17 protein-coding genes and 1 pseudogene are annotated in these 17,612 nt (G+C 72.6%); 8 read left to right on the forward strand and 10 right to left on the reverse strand.

Annotation, left to right across the window (positions count from 1 at the left end):
• Positions 1-55 precede the first annotated feature (55 nt).
• Positions 56-1,807, reverse strand: a complete 1,752-nt coding sequence (locus tag ACFWBY_RS15370) for a S8 family serine peptidase (protein ID WP_385331732.1) — start codon at positions 1,805-1,807, stop codon at positions 56-58.
• A gap of 449 nt (positions 1,808-2,256) precedes the next feature.
• On the opposite strand from ACFWBY_RS15370, the gene pip reads away from it, so the two are divergent.
• Positions 2,257-3,222 (forward strand): prolyl aminopeptidase, encoded by a 966-nt coding sequence (pip, locus tag ACFWBY_RS15375; RefSeq protein ID WP_385331602.1) that lies wholly within the window; start codon positions 2,257-2,259, stop codon positions 3,220-3,222.
• 33 nt (positions 3,223-3,255) lie between these two features.
• Here pip and ACFWBY_RS15380 read toward each other — a convergent pair whose 3' ends face one another.
• On the reverse strand, positions 3,256-3,996 hold the full coding sequence (locus ACFWBY_RS15380) for a DUF1838 family protein (protein WP_385331600.1): 741 nt from the start codon (positions 3,994-3,996) through the stop codon (positions 3,256-3,258).
• 10 nt (positions 3,997-4,006) lie between these two features.
• Between ACFWBY_RS15380 and ACFWBY_RS15385 the strand changes: the two genes are divergently transcribed.
• From ACFWBY_RS15385 to ACFWBY_RS15395, 3 genes are all read left to right on the forward strand, one after another.
• Positions 4,007-5,194, forward strand: a complete 1,188-nt coding sequence (locus ACFWBY_RS15385; RefSeq protein WP_385331598.1) for a DUF1996 domain-containing protein — start codon at positions 4,007-4,009, stop codon at positions 5,192-5,194.
• 114 nt (positions 5,195-5,308) lie between these two features.
• Entirely contained in the window at positions 5,309-5,890 is a 582-nt protein-coding gene (locus ACFWBY_RS15390; protein ID WP_385331595.1) for a sigma-70 family RNA polymerase sigma factor, read from the forward strand.
• Positions 5,887-6,618 carry an anti-sigma factor family protein gene (locus ACFWBY_RS15395; RefSeq protein WP_385331593.1) on the forward strand — a complete coding sequence of 244 codons (732 nt, stop codon included), beginning with the start codon at positions 5,887-5,889 and terminating at the stop codon, positions 6,616-6,618. Before ACFWBY_RS15390 ends, ACFWBY_RS15395 begins: the two co-directional genes overlap by 4 nt.
• A gap of 459 nt (positions 6,619-7,077) precedes the next feature.
• On the opposite strand, the gene ACFWBY_RS15400 is transcribed toward ACFWBY_RS15395, so the two are convergent.
• From ACFWBY_RS15400 to ACFWBY_RS15430, 7 genes are all read right to left on the reverse strand, one after another.
• Positions 7,078-7,809, reverse strand: coding sequence for a hypothetical protein (locus ACFWBY_RS15400; RefSeq protein WP_385331590.1), 732 nt, complete (start codon positions 7,807-7,809; stop codon positions 7,078-7,080).
• A gap of 86 nt (positions 7,810-7,895) precedes the next feature.
• Complete coding sequence (locus ACFWBY_RS15405) at positions 7,896-9,131, reverse strand: cytochrome P450 (protein ID WP_385331588.1); 1,236 nt, start codon at positions 9,129-9,131, stop codon at positions 7,896-7,898.
• Positions 9,128-10,366, reverse strand: coding sequence for a cytochrome P450 (locus ACFWBY_RS15410; RefSeq protein WP_385331585.1), 1,239 nt, complete (start codon positions 10,364-10,366; stop codon positions 9,128-9,130). The genes ACFWBY_RS15405 and ACFWBY_RS15410 overlap by 4 nt, the downstream gene beginning before the upstream one ends.
• Positions 10,363-11,064: an ATP/GTP-binding protein gene (locus ACFWBY_RS15415; protein WP_385331582.1), complete on the reverse strand. Its 702-nt coding sequence runs from the start codon at positions 11,062-11,064 to the stop codon at positions 10,363-10,365. The genes ACFWBY_RS15410 and ACFWBY_RS15415 overlap by 4 nt, the downstream gene beginning before the upstream one ends.
• Positions 11,045-11,407: a DUF742 domain-containing protein gene (locus ACFWBY_RS15420; RefSeq protein WP_385331580.1), complete on the reverse strand. Its 363-nt coding sequence runs from the start codon at positions 11,405-11,407 to the stop codon at positions 11,045-11,047. The genes ACFWBY_RS15415 and ACFWBY_RS15420 overlap by 20 nt, the downstream gene beginning before the upstream one ends.
• The gene (locus tag ACFWBY_RS15425; RefSeq protein WP_112451677.1) at positions 11,404-11,805 is read right to left on the reverse strand and encodes a roadblock/LC7 domain-containing protein; all 402 of its coding nucleotides are present in this window, start codon (positions 11,803-11,805) and stop codon (positions 11,404-11,406) included. Before ACFWBY_RS15425 ends, ACFWBY_RS15420 begins: the two co-directional genes overlap by 4 nt.
• Positions 11,802-13,400, reverse strand: a complete 1,599-nt coding sequence (locus ACFWBY_RS15430; RefSeq protein WP_385331576.1) for a sensor histidine kinase — start codon at positions 13,398-13,400, stop codon at positions 11,802-11,804. The genes ACFWBY_RS15425 and ACFWBY_RS15430 overlap by 4 nt, the downstream gene beginning before the upstream one ends.
• A gap of 334 nt (positions 13,401-13,734) precedes the next feature.
• On the opposite strand from ACFWBY_RS15430, the gene ACFWBY_RS15435 reads away from it, so the two are divergent.
• Together ACFWBY_RS15435 and ACFWBY_RS15440 are read left to right on the forward strand one after the other, a co-directional pair.
• Positions 13,735-14,751 carry a RimK family alpha-L-glutamate ligase gene (locus tag ACFWBY_RS15435; RefSeq protein WP_385331573.1) on the forward strand — a complete coding sequence of 339 codons (1,017 nt, stop codon included), beginning with the start codon at positions 13,735-13,737 and terminating at the stop codon, positions 14,749-14,751.
• Positions 14,748-15,539, forward strand: a complete 792-nt coding sequence (locus tag ACFWBY_RS15440; RefSeq protein ID WP_385331570.1) for a RimK family alpha-L-glutamate ligase — start codon at positions 14,748-14,750, stop codon at positions 15,537-15,539. Before ACFWBY_RS15435 ends, ACFWBY_RS15440 begins: the two co-directional genes overlap by 4 nt.
• Positions 15,540-15,609: 70 nt before the next feature.
• Here the strand turns inward: ACFWBY_RS15440 and ACFWBY_RS15445 are convergent, their stop codons facing one another.
• On the reverse strand, positions 15,610-16,617 hold the full coding sequence (locus tag ACFWBY_RS15445) for a helix-turn-helix transcriptional regulator (protein ID WP_385331567.1): 1,008 nt from the start codon (positions 16,615-16,617) through the stop codon (positions 15,610-15,612).
• Positions 16,618-16,758: 141 nt separating this feature from the next.
• Here ACFWBY_RS15445 and ACFWBY_RS15450 point away from each other — a divergent pair, with 141 nt between their 5' ends.
• Entirely contained in the window at positions 16,759-17,154 is a 396-nt protein-coding gene (locus ACFWBY_RS15450) for a RidA family protein (protein WP_385331729.1), read from the forward strand.
• A gap of 66 nt (positions 17,155-17,220) precedes the next feature.
• Positions 17,221-17,576 (forward strand): annotated as a pseudogene (locus ACFWBY_RS15455) (alcohol dehydrogenase catalytic domain-containing protein); the annotation flags it as partial.
• Positions 17,577-17,612 lie beyond the last annotated feature (36 nt).

Raw genomic sequence — 17,612 nt, forward strand, 5'->3', positions numbered from 1 at the left:
GTTGGTCCGTACTATCGCTCCGTCAGAGCGAGTTGGAGCCTCTTGGGGATCCGGCTCAGAAGCCGAGGCTCCAGGAGTCGATCTTCCCGGTGTCGCCGCCGGCGTTGTCGTTGACGCGCAGCTTCCAGGTGCCGTTCGCCACCTCGGAGGAGGCGTTGACGGTGTAGGTCTGGTTGATGTTGTCGGTGCTGCCGCCGGCACGGTTGTGGACCGTGTAGACGGTGCCGTCGGGCGCGACCAGGTCGACCTTGAGGTCACCGATGTAGGTGTGCGCGATGTTCACGCCGACCTTGAGGGTGGCCGGGGCGTTGCCCGCGACACCGCTGACGGTGATCGGGCTCTCCACGGTGGTGTTGTCGCCGACGACGAAGTCCGTGGTGTTCGTGAACGACGGGGTGGTGGGCGTGGAGGTCACGGCCGTCACCGTCTTGGCCGCGTCGGCGAGACCGGCGCCGCAGCCGCCGGTGCAGGTGCCGGCGAGCGGGCGGGCGTTCGTCTTGATGGCCGACTCGATCTGCGCCGGGGTCAGCGAGGACTTGGCGGAGACGAGGAGCGCGGCGAGGCCCGCGACGTGCGGGGCGGCCATGCTGGTGCCCTGGTAGGGCTTGTAGGTCTCGGCACCCGGCGTGGTGGCGCCGCTGTTCAGGGTGGAGAGGATGGCGTTCTCGGGGGTGGTGACGGTGCCGGGCGTGTCGGTGGCGCGGCGGGTCTCACCGCCCGGGGCGGCGATGTCGATGATCGAGCCGTAGTTGGAGTAGTACGAGCGGTCTCCGGCGCGGTTGCTGGCGGCGACGTTGATCACGTTGTTGCAGCTGGCCGGGGTGAAGCCGGCCGCGTCCGCGTTGCTGTTGCCCGCGGCGACGACGACGGTCGTGCCGCGGCCGACGGCCGCGTTGATCGCGTTCTGGTAGCTGCTGGTGCAGGCACCGGAGCCGCCGAGGGACATGTTGATGACCTTGGCGGGGGTGGCGTTCGCCGGGATGCCGGGGACGGTGCCGCCGGAGGCCCAGGTGATGGCGTCGACGATGTCCGAGGTGGCGCCGCCGCACTTGCCGAGCACGCGCACGGGCTGGATCTTCGCGCCGTACGCGATGCCCGCGACACCCTTGGAGTTGTTGGTGGCGGCGGCGATGGTGCCGGCCACGTGGGTGCCGTGCCAGGAGGAGCCGCTGGCCAGGGAGCCGGTGCCGCACTCGCCGGCCGCGCTCCAGTCGCCCTCGTCGGCGGGGTTGCTGTCGCGGCCGCCGCCGTCGCGGGCGGCGGTGGAGCTGGAGATGAAGTCGTAACCGGCGACGACGTTGGGGGCGACGTCGGAGTGGGCGACGTAGCCGGTGTCGATCACGGCGACGGTGACGCCGGAGCCGGTGGACTTGTCCCAGGCGGCCTGGACGTTCATGCCGGCGGTGGCCTCGAAGAGGTCCCACTGCTTGGCGTACTCGGTGTCGTTGGGGGCGACGGCCAGGGCGTACGCACGGGAGTCGGGCTCGACGTAGGCGACGTCGGGGTCTGCGCGGAACTGGGCGATCACGGCGGCCGCGTCGGACGGGGCGGTCGCACCACCCAGGTTGACGAGGGCGGCGCCGGTACCGAGGCGGCGCTCGAACTTGGCCTTCTTCGAGGCCTTCTTGCCCTTGACGGCCGCGTCGGTGGCTGCCGCGGTGTTGGAACTGGCCTCGGCGGCGGTGGATTTGTACCCGACGATGAGGTTTTCTACCGGTGCGGTCGCGGTGGCGGCGGCCGGGGCGGGATCCGCGGGGGACAGCGCCACCGCGGTGGTGGCGGAGCCGGCGAGCAGAGTGACGGACATCGCCACCACGGATATGAGCCTACGTCTGGATGCGTGCACGGTGTTCCCTTTCGCGAGCCGTCGCAAGGCGCGCCGCAACGGCCGGTTGGTGCAGTGTGGGAGGTGAACCGGCGGCCGCGGGACCGGGACGGGCTGGTCGAACCCGCCCGGCCACCGCTGCTCACCACTGTGTTGCCCCGCCACGACGTCGGGGCAGGGCAACGGTGGCACCGGCGAAGAGCCGACCCTATAGCTTCACGCCATGTGGGGTGGGCGCGGGGGCTGTTCGGACGGGGAGGATCGCCGGTGGGCAGACAGTAGGCAACGGGGGGATGAACGCGATACGGGGAAAACCCTTGTCCGCCCCCTGCCGCTCCCCCGGCGGCCCCCTCGTCCCAGTGCCGTCGGCCCGCCGACCGGCGGCGTAGGCTGGCTGGACCTGCGGCACGAGCAGATGAGGGGATGAGGACATGGGCGAGCTCCACCCGCCGATCGAGCCCTACGACGAGGGCATGCTCGACGTCGGTGACGGCAACCTCGTCCACTGGGAGGTCTGCGGCAATCCGGACGGAAAGCCCGCACTCGTCGTCCACGGCGGTCCGGGATCGGGATGCGGACCGCAGGCGCGCCGGTTCTTCGACCCGGCCCGCTACCGGGTCGTCCTCTTCGACCAGCGCGGCTGCGGACGCAGCACCCCGCACGCGAGCGATCCGGCGACCGACATGCGGCACAACACCACGGCGCACCTGATCGCCGACATGGAGCGGCTGCGATCCCACCTCGGCATCGACCGCTGGCTGCTGTACGGCGGCTCGTGGGGATCCACGCTGATCCTGGCCTACGCGCAGCGGCATTCGGAGCGGGTGTCCGAGATCGTCATCCCGAGCGTCACCACCACCCGGCGCTCGGAGATCGACTGGCTCTACCGGGGGGTCGGCCGGTATTTCCCCGAGCAGTGGGAGCACTTCGTCGCCGGAGCCGGCGGCACACCGCGCGACGGCGACCTCGTCGGTGCTTACGCCCGCCTCGCGGGGCATCCGGACGAAGCGGTCCGCGCGAAGGCGACGGCCGACTGGTGCGCCTGGGAGGACGCGGTGCTCTCCGGGGAGACGCGGGGCGCCTCCCTCCCCTACAGCGGCCGGCCGCCGGCGGCCCGGCTCGCCCTCGTCCGCATCTGCTCGCACTACTTCTCCCACGGTGCGTGGCTGGAGGAGGGCGAGCTGCTGCGCGGGGCACACCGGCTGGCCGGCGTCCCGGGCGTCCTGATCCACGGCCGGCTCGACATGGGCGGACCGCTCGACACCGCGTGGGAACTGCGCCGCGCCTGGCCCGGCGCCGAACTGACCGTGGTCGAGGAGGCGGGACACCTGGGCGACGCGACGACCCGCGACCACGTACTGCGCGCCCTCGACCGGTTCGCGAACGGGAACCGGTAGCAGGTCGGGCGGCTACGGCCCCGGCCCCGCCCGTCAGGCCTGAGGGGGGTGCAGGCGCCGGAAGTACGTCCAGCTCGTCTCGTTCGGCTCGGTCCACTTCTCCGGGGCGTGCGCGAACTCCGGGTGGTGTGCCTCGATGTACGCGCGGGTGCGGTCCGGGACCTCGGCGTAGGCGGCCAGTTTGCGGCCCCGGCAGTGGAAGGTGAGCCCTCCGGGGCGGGGTCCCTGTTCCATCCAGGGCAGCCAGGGGGACGAACGCGTCCAGGACATGGTGGACGGGACGCCGGGCGCATCGGTGGTGAGCACCGAGGCCGGGGCGAAGAACTGGAAGAGTTCCAGGGCCCGGTAGGTGTCGTCCGCCGAGTGCCGCGGATACTGCGCGACCGGCAGCGGGGAGGGGTAGGCCAGCGGGACCTCCAGGCTGAAGCACACCTGGTCGCCCAGCTCGGTCATGGGGACCGGGAAGGGTCGCCACTTCTGGTTCGCGGGGTCGTTCCAGACGTGGATCACCGGCTTGTCCTGCCAGGTCTCCAGGATCTCGCGGGTCAGCGGATCGAGGTAGAACGCGGCTTCCCGGGTGAGGAGCTGATAGGACCCGGGCGTCTCCTCCCCGACCAGACGGGCCACGTTGACGCCCTCGAAGCCGAACAGGCGCCGGTACGGCTCGCCGGGGGCCGAGGAGTAGACGTCGCCCGTCCACCAGAAGGTGACCTCGGCGCCGTCGAGGGACGCACGGGTGCGGGCGAGGGCCCGGAGGAGATCATCGGGAGTCATACCGCGTACTGTGCGCGGTCGGCGCGCTCCGGACAAGGACCGGACCGGCCATGCGGTGGCGGGCAGGGGTGCCTTCCGCCTGCCCGCGCGCTACGGCGTGCACCGAGCGGGCGGCGATCCGGACCGGTTCGTCCTCGTCGAGCAGAAGCCGTCGAAGGCGTGCCTTGACGGGGCGGCCGCGGGCGACAACCGTGACCGCATGGCGAACGGACACCGACTGCTCACGCTGCTGATCTGCCTGGTGCTCGGCGGCGCACTGACCGCCGCCGTACTGGGGGCCGCGCGGGCGGGCGGCCCCCTCCCGGCGGGTCGGGGCGCGGGCTCCGGGCCCGGCGACTTCGTCGACATCCGCGAGGTCCCGCCGGGACCCGTCGAGCCCCGTACGAGCGGCCCCGACGCCTCGACGGGCCGGATGTCGGTCGAGTGCGGTCGCAACGCCGAGGGCCACTACAACGAGGACAACCTGGTGGTCTCGCCGGGGTTGCGCTCCGGCGCGCACCATACGCACGCCTACGTCGGGAACCGGTCGACGGACGCCTTCTCCACCGACGCCTCCCTGGACGCGGCCGCCACCAGTTGCGCCGGCGGCGACCGTTCCGCGTACTACTGGCCGGTGCTGCGCCGCACGGACCTGCCGGGCACCGGCGCACACGAGGACTCCGCCGGCCACACCAACGCGGGACGGATCCTGCCGGAGGCCGCGGTCACGGTCGAGTTCCTCGGCAGCCCCGTCGGCAAGGTGGTGGCGATGCCCCGGTTCCTGCACGCGATGACCGGGGACGCGGTGGCCTTCACCGCGGGCACCGACGAGGACGTGCGGGCCCGCTGGGGCTGCTCCGGCTCCCCCGACCGCTCCACCACCCGCTATCCGCGCTGCCCGGCGGGCGAGCGCCTCACCCGTACGCTCACCTTCCCGAGCTGCTGGAACGGCCTGGACACGACCAGCGCCGGGCACCGCTCCCACCTGCTCTTCCCGACGGCGCGGGGTGTGTGCCCGCGGGACACCTTCCCGGTGCCCCGGCTGCGGATCTTCCTCGCCTACGACGTGCCGCCGGGGGCCCCGCTCGCCCTCGACTCCTTTCCCGAGCAGCGGCACAGCCCGAAGACGGACCACGCGATGTTCGTGAACGTGATGACCGGGCAGCGGATGGCGGAGGTCGTGGACTGCCTCAACCAGGGCCGTTCCTGCCGTGCGTGACCGGCCGGGGGCCGCCCGCGACAGGTGCCACGTGACGCAGGTCACGTGAACCGGCCCTCCGCGCAGGCCGTGTTGTGACCGCACCACGCAACCGAGGAAGACGGAGAGGGTGAGATGGCCGGACCACTGTGGCCCCGCGCTCGGCGGGGCGGGGCGGACGAAGCACTGATCAAGTCGGTGTACGAGGAGCACGGCCACGCCCTGCTCGCCTACGCCACGCGGCTGACCGGCGACCGGGCCGCGGCCGAGGACGTGGTCCAGGAGACCCTCATCCGGGCCTGGCGCCACTCGGACGTCCTGGTCAACGGGAAGGGTTCGGTACGCGGCTGGCTGCTCACGGTGGCCCGCAACATCATCACCGACCGGTTCCGGGCCAAGGCGGCCAGGCCGCCGGAGGTCTCGGGCTCGCCGGCGCATCCGCCGGTGGAGGCCGACCACGCCGACGCGGTGGTGGACACGATGACGGTATTGGGCGCCCTCGACCGGCTCTCACCGGAACACCGCGACGTGCTCACGGAGTTGTACTACCGCCAGCGCAGCGTCGCCGAGGCCGCCGACACCCTCGGCATTCCCGCCGGCACGGTGAAATCGCGCTCGCACTACGCGCTCAAGGCACTCCGAGAGGTCTTCGGGGAAGACAGACGAACGGGCGGGGCGTCCCAGCGGCCCGGCGGACTTCAGGAGGTGGTGGCGTGAACCGGCAGCGGCACGAGGAGGAACTGCTCGGCCCGTACGTCCTCGGCGTCCTGGACGACGCGGACTTCCACCGGGTCGAGGAACACGTGGACGGCTGCGTGCAGTGCCGTCAGGAGGTGACCGCTTTGCGCGAGATGGAGGCGGCGCTGGGCGAGGTGCCGGCCGAGGCGTTCCTCGACGGTCCGCCGCACGGCGGGGACCTGCTGCTCCAGCGCACCCTGCGGCAGATGCGCCAGGAGGTGGCCGGGGCCCGTCGCCGGCGCACCGCCCTCGCGGGACTGGCGGCGGCGGCCTCGCTGGCCGCGGTGTTCTGGGCCGGGACCCAGGTGGGCGGCGGAGACGGCGGACCCGTCGCGCTGCCGCCGAATCCGACACCGACGGTCTCGGCGCAGCCGTCGCCGCCTGTGAAGGGGACCAAGGTGGCCTCCGCGACGGACGTGGGCACGGGCGCGCGGATGACCGTACAGGTGACGCCCGCGGCGAAGTGGGTACGGGTGCACGCGGCGGTGACGGGTGTGCCTCCGGGTGAGCGGTGCCGCCTCGTGGTGGTCGCGCGGGACGGTACGCGCACCACGGCGGGCGGCTGGGTGGTAGGCGCGGCGGCGCACGGCGAGGGCAAGGGCGCGGCGCTGGACGGCTCGGCGGCTGTGGACCCTGCGGACGTCCGGACGGTCCTGGTGGAGAACGAGTCGGGCACGACCTACGTGTCGGTCCCGGTGCCCGCGTAACCCGGCCGCGTGGCCGTCGGGGGCGGCGGCCCCGTGGCCGCCGGGCGCGCCGGGTCCGGAGCCGGAACGTGACGGAGCCCGGGAGCATGTCCAGCTCCCGGGCTCCAGCTTGCCACCCATTTGCGCACACCGGCGGCGTTTAAGAGCCGCGGATCATTTTGAGACCGACGTGTTCTGCCTTTGAACTACAGCGCCACGAGAGAGGCGCCGAGGGGACTTGAACCCCCATCCGACGGTGATCGCCCGCGCCCGGTCGATCCGGTGTTCGGCGGCGAATACTGAGACTGGAGCGAGAATCTGAGTTTGACGGGGCCGCCTCTACCGGACTTGGGCCACCCCCGCACGTGTGCGGGGGGAGGGATTCGAACCCCCACCTGACACCCCTTCATCAGCTTCAACATCAGTTTCAGCTTGCGCTCATCGCGCACCCCCCGCTCGCGACGGGGGGCGAATGTGGGGCTACCTGAAGAGGTAGCCGAATACCGCGTCGCCGATCCGCTGGTCGGTGACCTCGGTGTTGTTCGCTTCCTCTCGGGCGAACTTGACGGCCTGCTGGAGCTTCTCGACCCGGTCGAGGAGCTCGTTGACCCGGCGGGCGGGCAGCGCTCCGGAGAACTTCACGGTGGTCCAGTAGCCGACCGGAACGTCCTCGTAGTAGACCTCGACCTGCGCCGGGTGCTTCTCCGTCGCCTCGGCCTTCACGTGGTTGCGCGGGACCTTCTTCGTGCGGATGGTCCGCACCGGCTCCGTCTTCCAGGAGTCCGTCGAGGGGTCCAGGTTCCACGACTCGGAGGCGTCGAGCACCGGGAGCTTGCGCACGAAGGTGTGCAGGTCGGTGAGCTGCTTCTCCAGGAACAGCAGGTACGGGACCGGCACCTGCGGCAGGAGCACCGTGCCGTCGACCACCACGTCCGCGACCGCGGAGCGGTTCGCCCAGTCCTTCGTCGCCGTCACGTCGAAGAGCCGCGTCAGCGTCCCGGCGGTCGCCCTCAGGGCGTCCTCCGCCTTGACCTGCACCCGCGTCGACTCGGGAGGCAGCTGCTCGCCCTCCTCGTCCTTGGGCTGGTAGGTCCGGGAGATGCCGGCCAGCAGGGCGGGCTTCTGCACGTCCTGGTGAGCCTGGGTGAGCTCCTGGAGGGCTTTGGACTTGACGCCCTTTTCCACTGCGATGATCTGATTCAGCTTCGGCACACCGCGAACCTAACAACCCGTCGGCGCGGGCACATCCGATTTATTCGGACGCCGCGCCCCCGCCGGGCCGGGGGCGCGGCGAGGGGTCAGGACAGGCGGACCGGGAGGTCGTAGAGGTCGTTCTGGGTGAGGATCGGCTTGTTGCGCAGGTCCTGCGGGGCGACGGCCAGCGCGAGGCCGGGGAAGCGGGCGTACAGCGCCGGGAGGGCGACCAGGGCCTCCAGGCGGGAGAGGGCCGCGCCGGGGCAGACGTGGGGGCCGTGGCCGAAGGAGATGTGCCGGTTCGGGGTGCGGGTGACGTCGAACTCGCCCGCCGTCTCGCCGTGCTGGGCCTCGTCGCGGCCGATGGCGCCGAAGGAGACGATCAGGCCCTCGCCCCGGGGCAGGGTGCGGTCGCCGACCTCCACGTCCTCGGCGGCGAAGCGGATCAGCACGTGCGAGGTCGGGGTGGACCAGCGCAGCGTCTCCTCGATGACGTTCTCCCAGGAGACCTCGCCCTTGAGGACGAGGTCACGCTGCTCGGGGTGGCTCTCCAGGGCGACGACCGCGTTGACGATCAGGCTGATGGTGGTCTCGTGGCCGGCGGCGACCATCAGCTGGAGGGTGTTGGTGATCTCCTCGGTGGTGAGGTGGTCGCCGTCCTGCGAGGCTTCGATGAGCGCGCTGGTGAGGTCGTCGCCCGGGTTCTCGCGCTTGGACTCGACGATGCGGGAGAACAGCGCGCCGAGGTCCGCCATCATCTGCGGCACCTCCTCGGGCAGCGTCTGCGTCGAGAAGAACTTCTCGAACAGGGCCTTCAGGCGGGGGTGTTCCTCGGTGTCGACGCCCATCAGGTCGCTGATGACGTTCATCGGGAGCGGGTAGGCGAAACGCGCCTTGAGGTCCACCGTCTCGCCGGCCGGCAGCGCGGCGAGCTCGTCCAGCATGCCGGTGGTCAGTGCCTCGATGCCGGAGCGCAGCTTCTCCACCCGGCGTACGGTCAGTGCCTGCGCGACCAGGGTGCGCAGGCGGCGGTGCTCGTCTCCGTCCACGGTCAGCATCGAGCGGCCGGGGTTGGCGAGGCCGATCAGCGGCCAGTCCAGCGGGATCTCGCCGCGCTGCCAGGCGCCCCAGACGTTGATGTCCTTGACGATCCGAGGGTCGGTCAGCAGCTTGCGGGCCTCGGCGTGGCGGGTGACTGCGTACACGCCGACACCGCCGGGCAGGACCACCCGTACCAGCGGGCCGGCGGCGCGCAGGGCGGCGCTCTCGGCGTCGAGGTCCGCGACGAAGGGGTCGAGAGTGATGGCCGCGGGGCCGCTGTGGTCGATCGGGCACGTCATCGGGTGGCTCCAAGGGCGGGGGTCGGGGTGTAGGTCACGGGGAGGGCGGCGAGGCCGCGCAGCCAGGGCGAGGGGCGGCGGGTCAGTTCTCCGGCGGGGACGGCGAGGTCGACGTCGGGGAGCCGGTCGAGGAGCACCTCGATGCCGGTGCGCGCGATGACCTCGGCGACCTCCTGGGCGGGGAAGGGGCAGCGGTGATCGCCGTGTCCGAAGGAGAAGAAGGCGTTGTTGCCGCCGGTGAGGGCGCCGGCGTCGGTGCGGACGTGCGGGTCGCCGTTGGCGGCGGCGAGGCCGAGCAGGAGCAGGTCGCCGCTGCCGATGCGTTGGCCGCCGAGATGGGTGTCGCGGGAGGCCCAGCGGCCGGCGACGTTCTGGGTGGGGGTGTCCTCCCACAGGACCTCGTTCATGGCTTCGCCGACGCTGTGGCGGCCGCCGGCGAGGGAGGCGGCGAAGCGGTCGTCGGTGAGCATGAGGCGCAGCGAGTTGCCGATCCAGTCGGCGGTGGGCTGGTGGCCCGCGGCCATCATCACCATGAGGTCCTGGGCGACCTCCTCGACGGTGAAGCCGGCCCGGTTGGCGAGCATCCGGGAGACGACGTCGTGGCCGGGGTCGGCGAGCTTGGCGGAGAGGAGCCCGAACATCGACTCGGCGAGGTGGCGCTGGCCCTCCAGGGCGCCCTCCCGCCCGTTGATCATGTCGTTCATGGCCGTGACGAGGCCGGGGCCCTGTGCGTCGGAGAACCCGTAGAGGCGGGCGAGGACGCGCAGCGGCAGGAGCATGGCGTACTCGCCGACGATGTCGCAGGAGCCCCTGCCGCACAGCTGGTCGATCAGTTCGTCCGCGAACCGCTCGGCGTGGCCCTTGAGTTCGAAGGGGTCGACGGATTCGAGGGCGTCGGAGATGACGCCGGCCCGCTCGCGGTGGCGTTCGCCGACGGTGTAGAGGATCGAGGGCTGCTTGCGGCCGATCATGGGGAGCAGCGGCCAGTCGGCGGGGATGCGGTCCCACTGGTTCCACAGTTCGGAGTCCCGGGAGAAGAGCACCGGGTCGCTGGTGACCTGGTGCAGCTCGCGGTAGCCGAGGACCAGCCAGGCCGGTACGTCGCCGTCGAGGAGGACCGGGGCGACGGCGCCGTGGTCGCGGCGCATGTCCCGGTACAGCTCGACGGGGTCGGTCTGGAACCGGGGGCCGCCGAGGTAGACGGGCTGGTGCTCGGGGGCGGCGGGGCAGGTCACGGGGTGGGCTCCGGGGTCTGGGACGGGGGGCTCGGCAGAGGGCTCGACGCGGGCCGGTGCGGGGCGGCCGTCTGGAGGTGCTGGACGAGGGAGATCAGGACGTGCTTGCTCGACTCGCGGGAGCGGGCGTCGCAGAACACCAGCGGGACGGCGGCCGGCAGGTCGAGGGCGGCGCGGATCTGCTCGGGGGTGTGCTCGGGTCCGCCGAAGTCGTTGCAGGCCACGACGAAGGGCGTGCCGTGGTGTTCGAGCCGGTCGATGGCGTACCAGGAGTCGGCGAGGCGCCGGGTGTCGACGAGGACGACGGCGCCGAGGGTGCCGGAGAAGAGCCGGTCCCACAGGAACCAGAACCGTTCCTGGCCGGGGGCGCCGAACAGGTAGAGCACGTTGCGGGCGTCGAGGGTGATGCGACCGAAGTCGAAGGCCACGGTGGTGGCGCTCTTCCCGGCGACCCCCGCGATCCCGTCGACGTCGTCGACGGCCTCGCCGGCCTTGGTCATGGTCTCTTCGGTGTTCAGCGGGCGGATCTCGCTGACCGAGCGGACCATGGTTGTCTTGCCGACGCCGAAACCGCCCACGATGACGATCTTCAGTCCGTTGTCGGCGGTGCTGTGCAGTGCCCTGCGGGGCCGGAGCGGTTCGGACGCGTGCGTGGACGCGGCGTCGGGGGTCGTCGCGTCAGAGATTGCGGAGTCCAACGAGCACCTGCTCCAGGATGTCGGGGTCGGGAAGGCTGTACGCCGAGCTCGCGGTTCGCGGGTGGCGGGCACTGATCCGTCCGGTGCCGAGCATGTCGGCCAGCAGGATCCGTACGATCGACACCGGCAGCCCGAGCTCGGCCGCGATCTCCACGACCGCTGTCGGGAAACGGCACATCCGCAGGATCGCGGCGTGCTCGGACTGCATGCCGGGTACCGGATCGCATTCGGCGATGACCAGGGTGACCAGGTCGAAGACGTCGGATCCGGAGCGGGTGCGGCCACCGGTGAGGGTGTAGAGCCGGTCCGGGGAGTCGTCCCGGCCCGGCCTGGACCGGCTCATCCCCGGGGCCTGGCGATGAGGTGTTCGCCGAGCTGCTCGACCAGTTCGGACATGTTGTGGCCGACGAGGCCGGCGTCCGCGTCCTCGTTGGCGACGAGCGCGAGGTGGGCGCCCTCCCCCGCCTCGACGATGAAGAGGATGCCGCCGTAGAACTCGGCCATGGCCGAGCGGACGCCGCCGGTCCCGTCGCCGAACTCGATGGACGCGCCGTGGGACAGGCTCTGGATGCCGGCGGCGATGGCGGCGAGCTGGTCGGCCTGGTCGACGGACAGCTCGGGCGTCCGGCACAGCTTGAGGCCGTCGCGGGAGAGCACGAGGGCGTGGCGGGCGCCCGGTGTGCGCTCCAGGAGGCCTTCCAGGAGCCAGTTGAGCGTCTCGTCGGTGGTGAAGCCGGTCATGATCGCGTGTTGCCTTCCGGGTCTGTGGTGTGCGCGGGCTGCTGCTCGTCGTCGGGTCCGCCTGCGCCGCTCGGGGCCCCTGAGCCGCGGACGGCCTGGCGGAAGCTGCCGAAGCGCGCGGCCGACCGGGACGCCCCGGTGGGCGGGGCCGTCATACGAGGCTGCGTGCCCGCGGCGTCCGGTCCCTCGGGGTGCGCGGCGGCCAGGGTCCGGCCGCGGCGGCGCTGGGGCAGGCCGCTGTCACCCGGGTCGGAGTGCCCGCCGGTGGATCCGGACCCGGAGGCGTGCGGGCCGTCGGTGTCGGGCACGGGCGTACGGTCCTTCGCCCGGGCCGAGTCGAGGGGCCCGGCGGCGCTGTCGTGGACGGCGTCGGGCTCGCCGGCGGCGTGCCCGGGAGCGGCGGCGGGGGCCGTGGAGGGCGCTGTCTGGCGCGCCGGGATCACGGCCGCCGGGGCCGGGGCGGGGGCTTCGGCGGGCGTACGGCTGATCAGCTCCTGCGGGAGCATCATCAGTGCGCCCGTGCCGCCGCGGGCGGAGGGCCGGAAGGACACCGTCAGCCCGTGCTTGCGGGCGAGCCGGCCGACGACCGCGAGGCCGAGCCGGGTGCCGGACAGCCCGGCGAGGTCCAAGGACTCGGCGCTCACGGCCTGTTCGGCGCGGCGCAGTTGGACCTCGCTCATGACGAGGCCGCTGTCCTCGACGGTGACGATGATGCCGGACGGCACCTCCTCCACGTATACGTGGACTTCGGCGGTCGGCGGGGAGAAGTTCGCCGCGTTGTCGAGGAGTTCCGCGAGGGCGTGCATGACGCCCTCGGCGGCGTGCCCGGCGACGGCGGCGTCGCAGGTGGAGTGCAGCCGGATCCGCTGGTAGCCGCCGATGCGGCCCATGGCCCCGCGCAGGATCGACTCCATGACGATCGGCTTGGCCCAGCGGCGGCCCGACCGGGCTCCGGTCAGGACGGCGATGGAGTCCGCGAGGCGGCCCGCCTGGGCGGTGCGGTGGTCGAGGTGGAGGAGGTCGGTCAGGACGTCCTCGTCGGCGTGCCGGTGTTCCATCTCGCGGAGGTCGGCGAGCATCCCGGTGGCCAGGGCCTGCATCCGGCCGGCGGCGTTGGCCGCGGCGGCCATGGCGGCGGCCCGGCCCGACTCGGCTCGGCGCAGTTCGCCGCCGAGCCGCTCGCGGGAGGCGTTCTGGGCGGCGGCGAGGCCGTCGAGTTCGGCGGCGTGGGCGGCGGCCATGCGTTCCAGCACGGCGGCGTGGTCGTGGGCCAGGCGGGTGTGTTCGGCCGTGCGGGCGGCCGCGTCACGGGCCGCGTCGGCGATCAGGTGCGCGATGCGCCCGTCACGGGCGGCGAGTTCGGCGGTCAGGCCGGAGATCCGGCTCCGCTGGGTGCGCGCGGTGCGCGACGTCCAGGTGACCGCGAAGGCGGCGACCGCGAGGAGCAGTACGCCCGCGCCGGAGAACCAGGCGAGGGGAGCGCCGATGGACGACGGGGCCGCGGCCACCGCCGCCGTGGTGAGCGCGCCGCCGGCCGCTGCTGTGATCAGCAGGGCCAGCGCGGAGGGGCGAAGGGGGGAGGGCGGCGCCGTCATCAATCAAAGCCTCATACCGGGCGTAAATGGAGGAGAAGGTTCCTGGCAACGAGGCATCACTATAGGAGAGTTGTTGATCGCTTTGGACAGCTCCTGACAAATTTTCCAGTCAACTGTGACCGTTAAGGGTCCTTTTGGAACGTTCTACGTACGGGTTCATCGCACACTCGGAGCTGCCGCGAGGCAGGTCGGACGGACCGCCGACGGGGACGCGGGGCCTGTTGCCGGATGCCACCCACACGGACCGATCATCACATTGCGGTCCATGACATCCTGTGACGTCACAACTCGCCGGACGGGATCGGCGGACGTCCGGGGAATATGGGGAAGGTCCATGAGGCTCTGCTTCCTGGTGGAGGAGCACTACCGCCACGACGGCATGCCGAACGAGGTGGTCCGGCAACTCAGCTCCTGGGGCCACCGCGTGGATGTGCTGCGGCCGGGCGGTTCGCTCCTGAGGATGAGCGAGGCGGTGGATGCCGGCGCCCATGACGCCTGGGTCCTCAAAACGGTGTCGGGCGGCCCCGGGCTGACCCTGCTCGAAGCCGCCGCCGCGGCCGGGATGACCACGGTCAACGACGCCCGCGCGATCCGGGGCGTACGGGACAAGGCGCTCGCCGCCGCCATCGGCCGGGGACGCGGGCTGCCCCTGCCCCCGACGTACGCCGCCGCCCGGCCCGAACTGCTGGCGGAGATCCCGGCATCGCAGTACCCGCTCGTCGTCAAACCCGCCGACGGCAGTTCGGGGCGGGCCGTACACCTGGTCTCCTCGCCGGAGCGGCTGGCGGCGCTGCTCCCCGCACTCACCGGCGAGGGCATGCTCATCGCCCAGCCGTACGTGCCGAACTCCGGCACCGACATCAAGGTGTACGCGGTCGGCGGGGAACTCTTCGCCACCGAGCGCCGCTCCCCCCTGCACCCGCAGAGCCCGGTTCCCGAGCGGCTCGTCCCCCTGTCGTCGGAGATCGCGGAGATCGGTGCGCGGGTCGGGGCGGTGTACGGGCTCGATCTGTACGGAGTGGACGTGCTGCTGGGCCCCGACGGGCCGGTGGTCGTCGACGTCAACGATTTCCCGAGTTTCCGTCAGGTCCCGGACGCGGCGGCCCGGGTGGCGCGTGCGGTACTGGACCTCGCACGCGAGGGCGCCTCCGGAGCGGGGGCGGCCGGCGCAATCGTGCCCGGGCCCGCGACCGGCACGGGTACCGGAGCCGGTACGGTCGCCGGGGCCCGCTCCGGCGATGGACTCCCCCGGCGGGCCGGGCTGCCCGTGTCGATCCCGGCCCAGGCCTCCGCCGCCACGGTCGCCGCCGCGGTCGCCCCCGCCGCCGCGACGGCGGGGGACGCCGGATGAGGATCGGCCTGATCACGGACAAGCCCGGGCACCCGCTGCTCTCGGCGGCCGCCGGGCTGCTGCGGGACGCCGGCCACGGGATCGAGGTGCTGGACCCGGGCGCGCCGGACCCGGCCGCCGCACCACCGGCCGACGTCTACCTGCTCAAGGCGCACACCCCGCAGGGGCTGGACCTGGCCCGGAGCCTGGAGCGTCGCGGGGCGCCCGTGGTGAACTCGGCCGCGGCGACGACGCTCTGCCAGGACCGGACGCTGATGGCGGAGCTCGCCGTACGCGCCGGGCTGCCGTTCGCCGCGACCCGTACCTTCGACGCGCTCGCGCGGTGGGCCGACGGAGCGACCCTGCGCGCGCCCGTCGTCGTCAAGAGCCGGCACAGCCGCCGGGAGGACCTCGTGTCCGTGGTCGACGGGGCCGAGGAGCTGAAGGAGCTGGCGGGCGCGTGGCCCGACGAGCCGGTGGTGGTACAGGACTTCGCCCCGAACAGCGGCTGGGACCACAAGATCTGGGCGATCGGCGAACGGGTCTTCGCGGCCCTGCGCCGCTCCGAGCTCTCCCCCGAGGGCCGTGGCCCGACCCTGCCGCTGCCGCGGCTCCCCGCCGGCTGGGCCGGCCTGGCCCGCCGGGTCGGCGAGGTCTTCTCCCTGGACGTCTACGGCGTGGACGTCATCGAGACCGCCGACGGGTCCCCCCTGATCGTCGACGTCAACGCCTTCCCCGGCATCCGCGAACAGCAGGGCGCCCCAGAGGCCTTGGCGGCCCTGGCCCTGCGCCGGGCGCGGGGCCGCTGAGGGCCGCCGACGCACCCGCCCGCCCTCCGGTTTCGGCACACATGCGGCCGGCCGGCAGAGACGCACCGGCCTACGACTCGGCGCGCGCGGCCAGGACGTCGACCTCGGACGGGGCTCCGTAGCGGGTGGCGATCGCGGCGGCGCGGTCGCGCAGGGCGGTGCGCAACGACTGCGGGGCCAGGGCTTCCGCGTCCGTGCTGAGCTGCCACAGCGCCCACTCGGCGTGACGTGCGTCTTGGAAGGTCACCTCCAGCCGCAGCCGGCCGTCCGCGTCGGGCTCCTCCGCGCGGACGGCCAGCGCCGTGTCCAGCAGTTCCTCCCGCCGCGCCGGGTCCACCCGTAGCAGCACGGTGATGTGGTCGCCGTCGGAGAGGAACCGCGCGGAGCGTTCCCGCCAGATCCGGTCCAGATCGACCCCGGTGGGCCGCTCTGCCGTTTCGGGGAGTTCCTCGGCGGCCGACACCCGCGACAGCCGGTAGGTGCGGTCCGCGCCGGCCCTCGTGGCCAGCAGGTAGCCCCGGTCGCGCACGGTGACCAGACCGATCGGGTCCACCGTGCGCCACTGCGGCGTCTGGCCCGTGGCCGCGTAGTGGATGCGCAGCTTGTGTCCGGCGAGCACCGCGCGCCGGACCTCGATCATCGTGGTGTCGGGTACGTCCTCGGTGACCAGCCGACGCGAGAGCAGGTCGGTCTCCGGGTCGACGAGGAACCGCCGGGCCGCGTCGTTCGCGGTGACCCGGTGGCCTTCGGGCAGCGCGTCGACCACCTTCCGCAGGGCCGAAGCGAGCGCAGGGCCGAGGCCGAACACCCGCTCGCCGCGCCCCGGTCCGGCGGTCAGCAAGGCGAGGGTCTCCTCGTGGTTCAGACCGGTGAGCTCGGTCCGGAAACCGGGCGACAACGCGAAACCGCCGTGCCGGCCGCGTTCGGCGTAGACCGGGACGCCAGCCGCCGACAGCGCCTCGATGTCGCGCAGCACGGTACGGGTGGATACCTCCAGCTCGCGGGCCAGCGTGTCCGCGGTCAGCCGACCGCGCTGACGCAGGAGCAACACCAGCGAGACCAACCGGTCGGCGCGCATGCGGGAACTTTATCGGCAATACCTGACCGAGGATGTCGTGATTCGTTGCGAGGCTCGTCAACGCGACGTCGAAGCCGGCGGCTCCCGAGCCGACGGACGGACGTGCGTACTCCCCATGGATCGAATGGAGCTGACGTGGCGATGGAACGAACGGCGATCAACCCTGTGACGTGGTCGGTGGAGATGGGATTCAACCAAGGTGAGGTCGTCTCCGGGCACACCCGGACCTTGTACATCTCGGGGCAGACCGCGATGAGCGGCGACGGCAAGCCCCTGCATGACGGTGACATGGCTGCGCAGTTGGCGCTGAGCATCGGCAACCTGGAGGCCGTGCTCGCCGGGGCCGGCATGTCGCCGGCGAACCTCGTCCGGCTCAACGTCTACACGACCGACGTCGATCTGCTCTTGCGGCACTACGGCGTACTGGGGGCGCGCTTGGGCGCCGCCGGGGTGGCGCCGACCACCACGATGCTCGGAGTGACACGGCTGGCGGTCCCCGGCCAGATGGTCGAGCTCGAGGGGACCGCCGTCGCGTGACGCGGCCTCGCCGCTGACGGGGCCCGGCGGGGCCGGGACGGGACCGGACGAGCGAGTGTACGGAAGGTGGCCGATCCGGCCCCGGCCGTCGGCGGGGTGGTGGTACGGGTCGAGGCGACCGGGCTGTGCCGCAGCGACTGGCACGGGTGGATGGGACACGACCCCGACATCACGCTGCCGCACGTGCCGGGCCACGAACCGGCTGGCGTGCCGCTTCGCGACGGCGTTCCGGGCGGTCGTCGCCCGGGGACGGGCGGCGGCGGGCGAGTGGGTCGCGGGTGCACGGCCGTGACGGCGGGGGCCCGTCGGCCGTGATGGTCGCGATGGCCGCCGCGGGAGCCCGGGTGATGGCCGTGGACACGACCCGGGCGGCGCCGGCCGCGCTGGACACGGCCCCCAGTAGCGGGTCACGGTCATCCGTCCGGGGCGACGGCCTGAGTCGTCGGCGCACGCGATGG

It is taken from the genome of Streptomyces sp. NPDC060049 (assembly GCF_042736715.1).
Lineage (GTDB): Bacteria > Actinomycetota > Actinomycetes > Streptomycetales > Streptomycetaceae > Streptomyces.

Coding starts and splice junctions, on each gene's coding strand:
- ACFWBY_RS15430 (WP_385331576.1), bottom strand. CDS start 13,400: ATGACGGCGCCGCCCTCCCCCCTTCGCCCCTCCGCGCTGGCCCTGCTG.
- pip (WP_385331602.1), top strand. CDS start 2,257: ATGGGCGAGCTCCACCCGCCGATCGAGCCCTACGACGAGGGCATGCTC.
- ACFWBY_RS15440 (WP_385331570.1), top strand. CDS start 14,748: ATGAGGATCGGCCTGATCACGGACAAGCCCGGGCACCCGCTGCTCTCG.
- ACFWBY_RS15445 (WP_385331567.1), bottom strand. CDS start 16,617: ATGCGCGCCGACCGGTTGGTCTCGCTGGTGTTGCTCCTGCGTCAGCGC.
- ACFWBY_RS15390 (WP_385331595.1), top strand. CDS start 5,309: ATGGCCGGACCACTGTGGCCCCGCGCTCGGCGGGGCGGGGCGGACGAA.
- ACFWBY_RS15435 (WP_385331573.1), top strand. CDS start 13,735: ATGAGGCTCTGCTTCCTGGTGGAGGAGCACTACCGCCACGACGGCATG.
- ACFWBY_RS15405 (WP_385331588.1), bottom strand. CDS start 9,131: ATGACGTGCCCGATCGACCACAGCGGCCCCGCGGCCATCACTCTCGAC.
- ACFWBY_RS15380 (WP_385331600.1), bottom strand. CDS start 3,996: ATGACTCCCGATGATCTCCTCCGGGCCCTCGCCCGCACCCGTGCGTCC.
- ACFWBY_RS15425 (WP_112451677.1), bottom strand. CDS start 11,805: ATGACCGGCTTCACCACCGACGAGACGCTCAACTGGCTCCTGGAAGGC.
- ACFWBY_RS15450 (WP_385331729.1), top strand. CDS start 16,759: ATGGAACGAACGGCGATCAACCCTGTGACGTGGTCGGTGGAGATGGGA.
- ACFWBY_RS15370 (WP_385331732.1), bottom strand. CDS start 1,807: ATGTCCGTCACTCTGCTCGCCGGCTCCGCCACCACCGCGGTGGCGCTG.
- ACFWBY_RS15420 (WP_385331580.1), bottom strand. CDS start 11,407: ATGAGCCGGTCCAGGCCGGGCCGGGACGACTCCCCGGACCGGCTCTAC.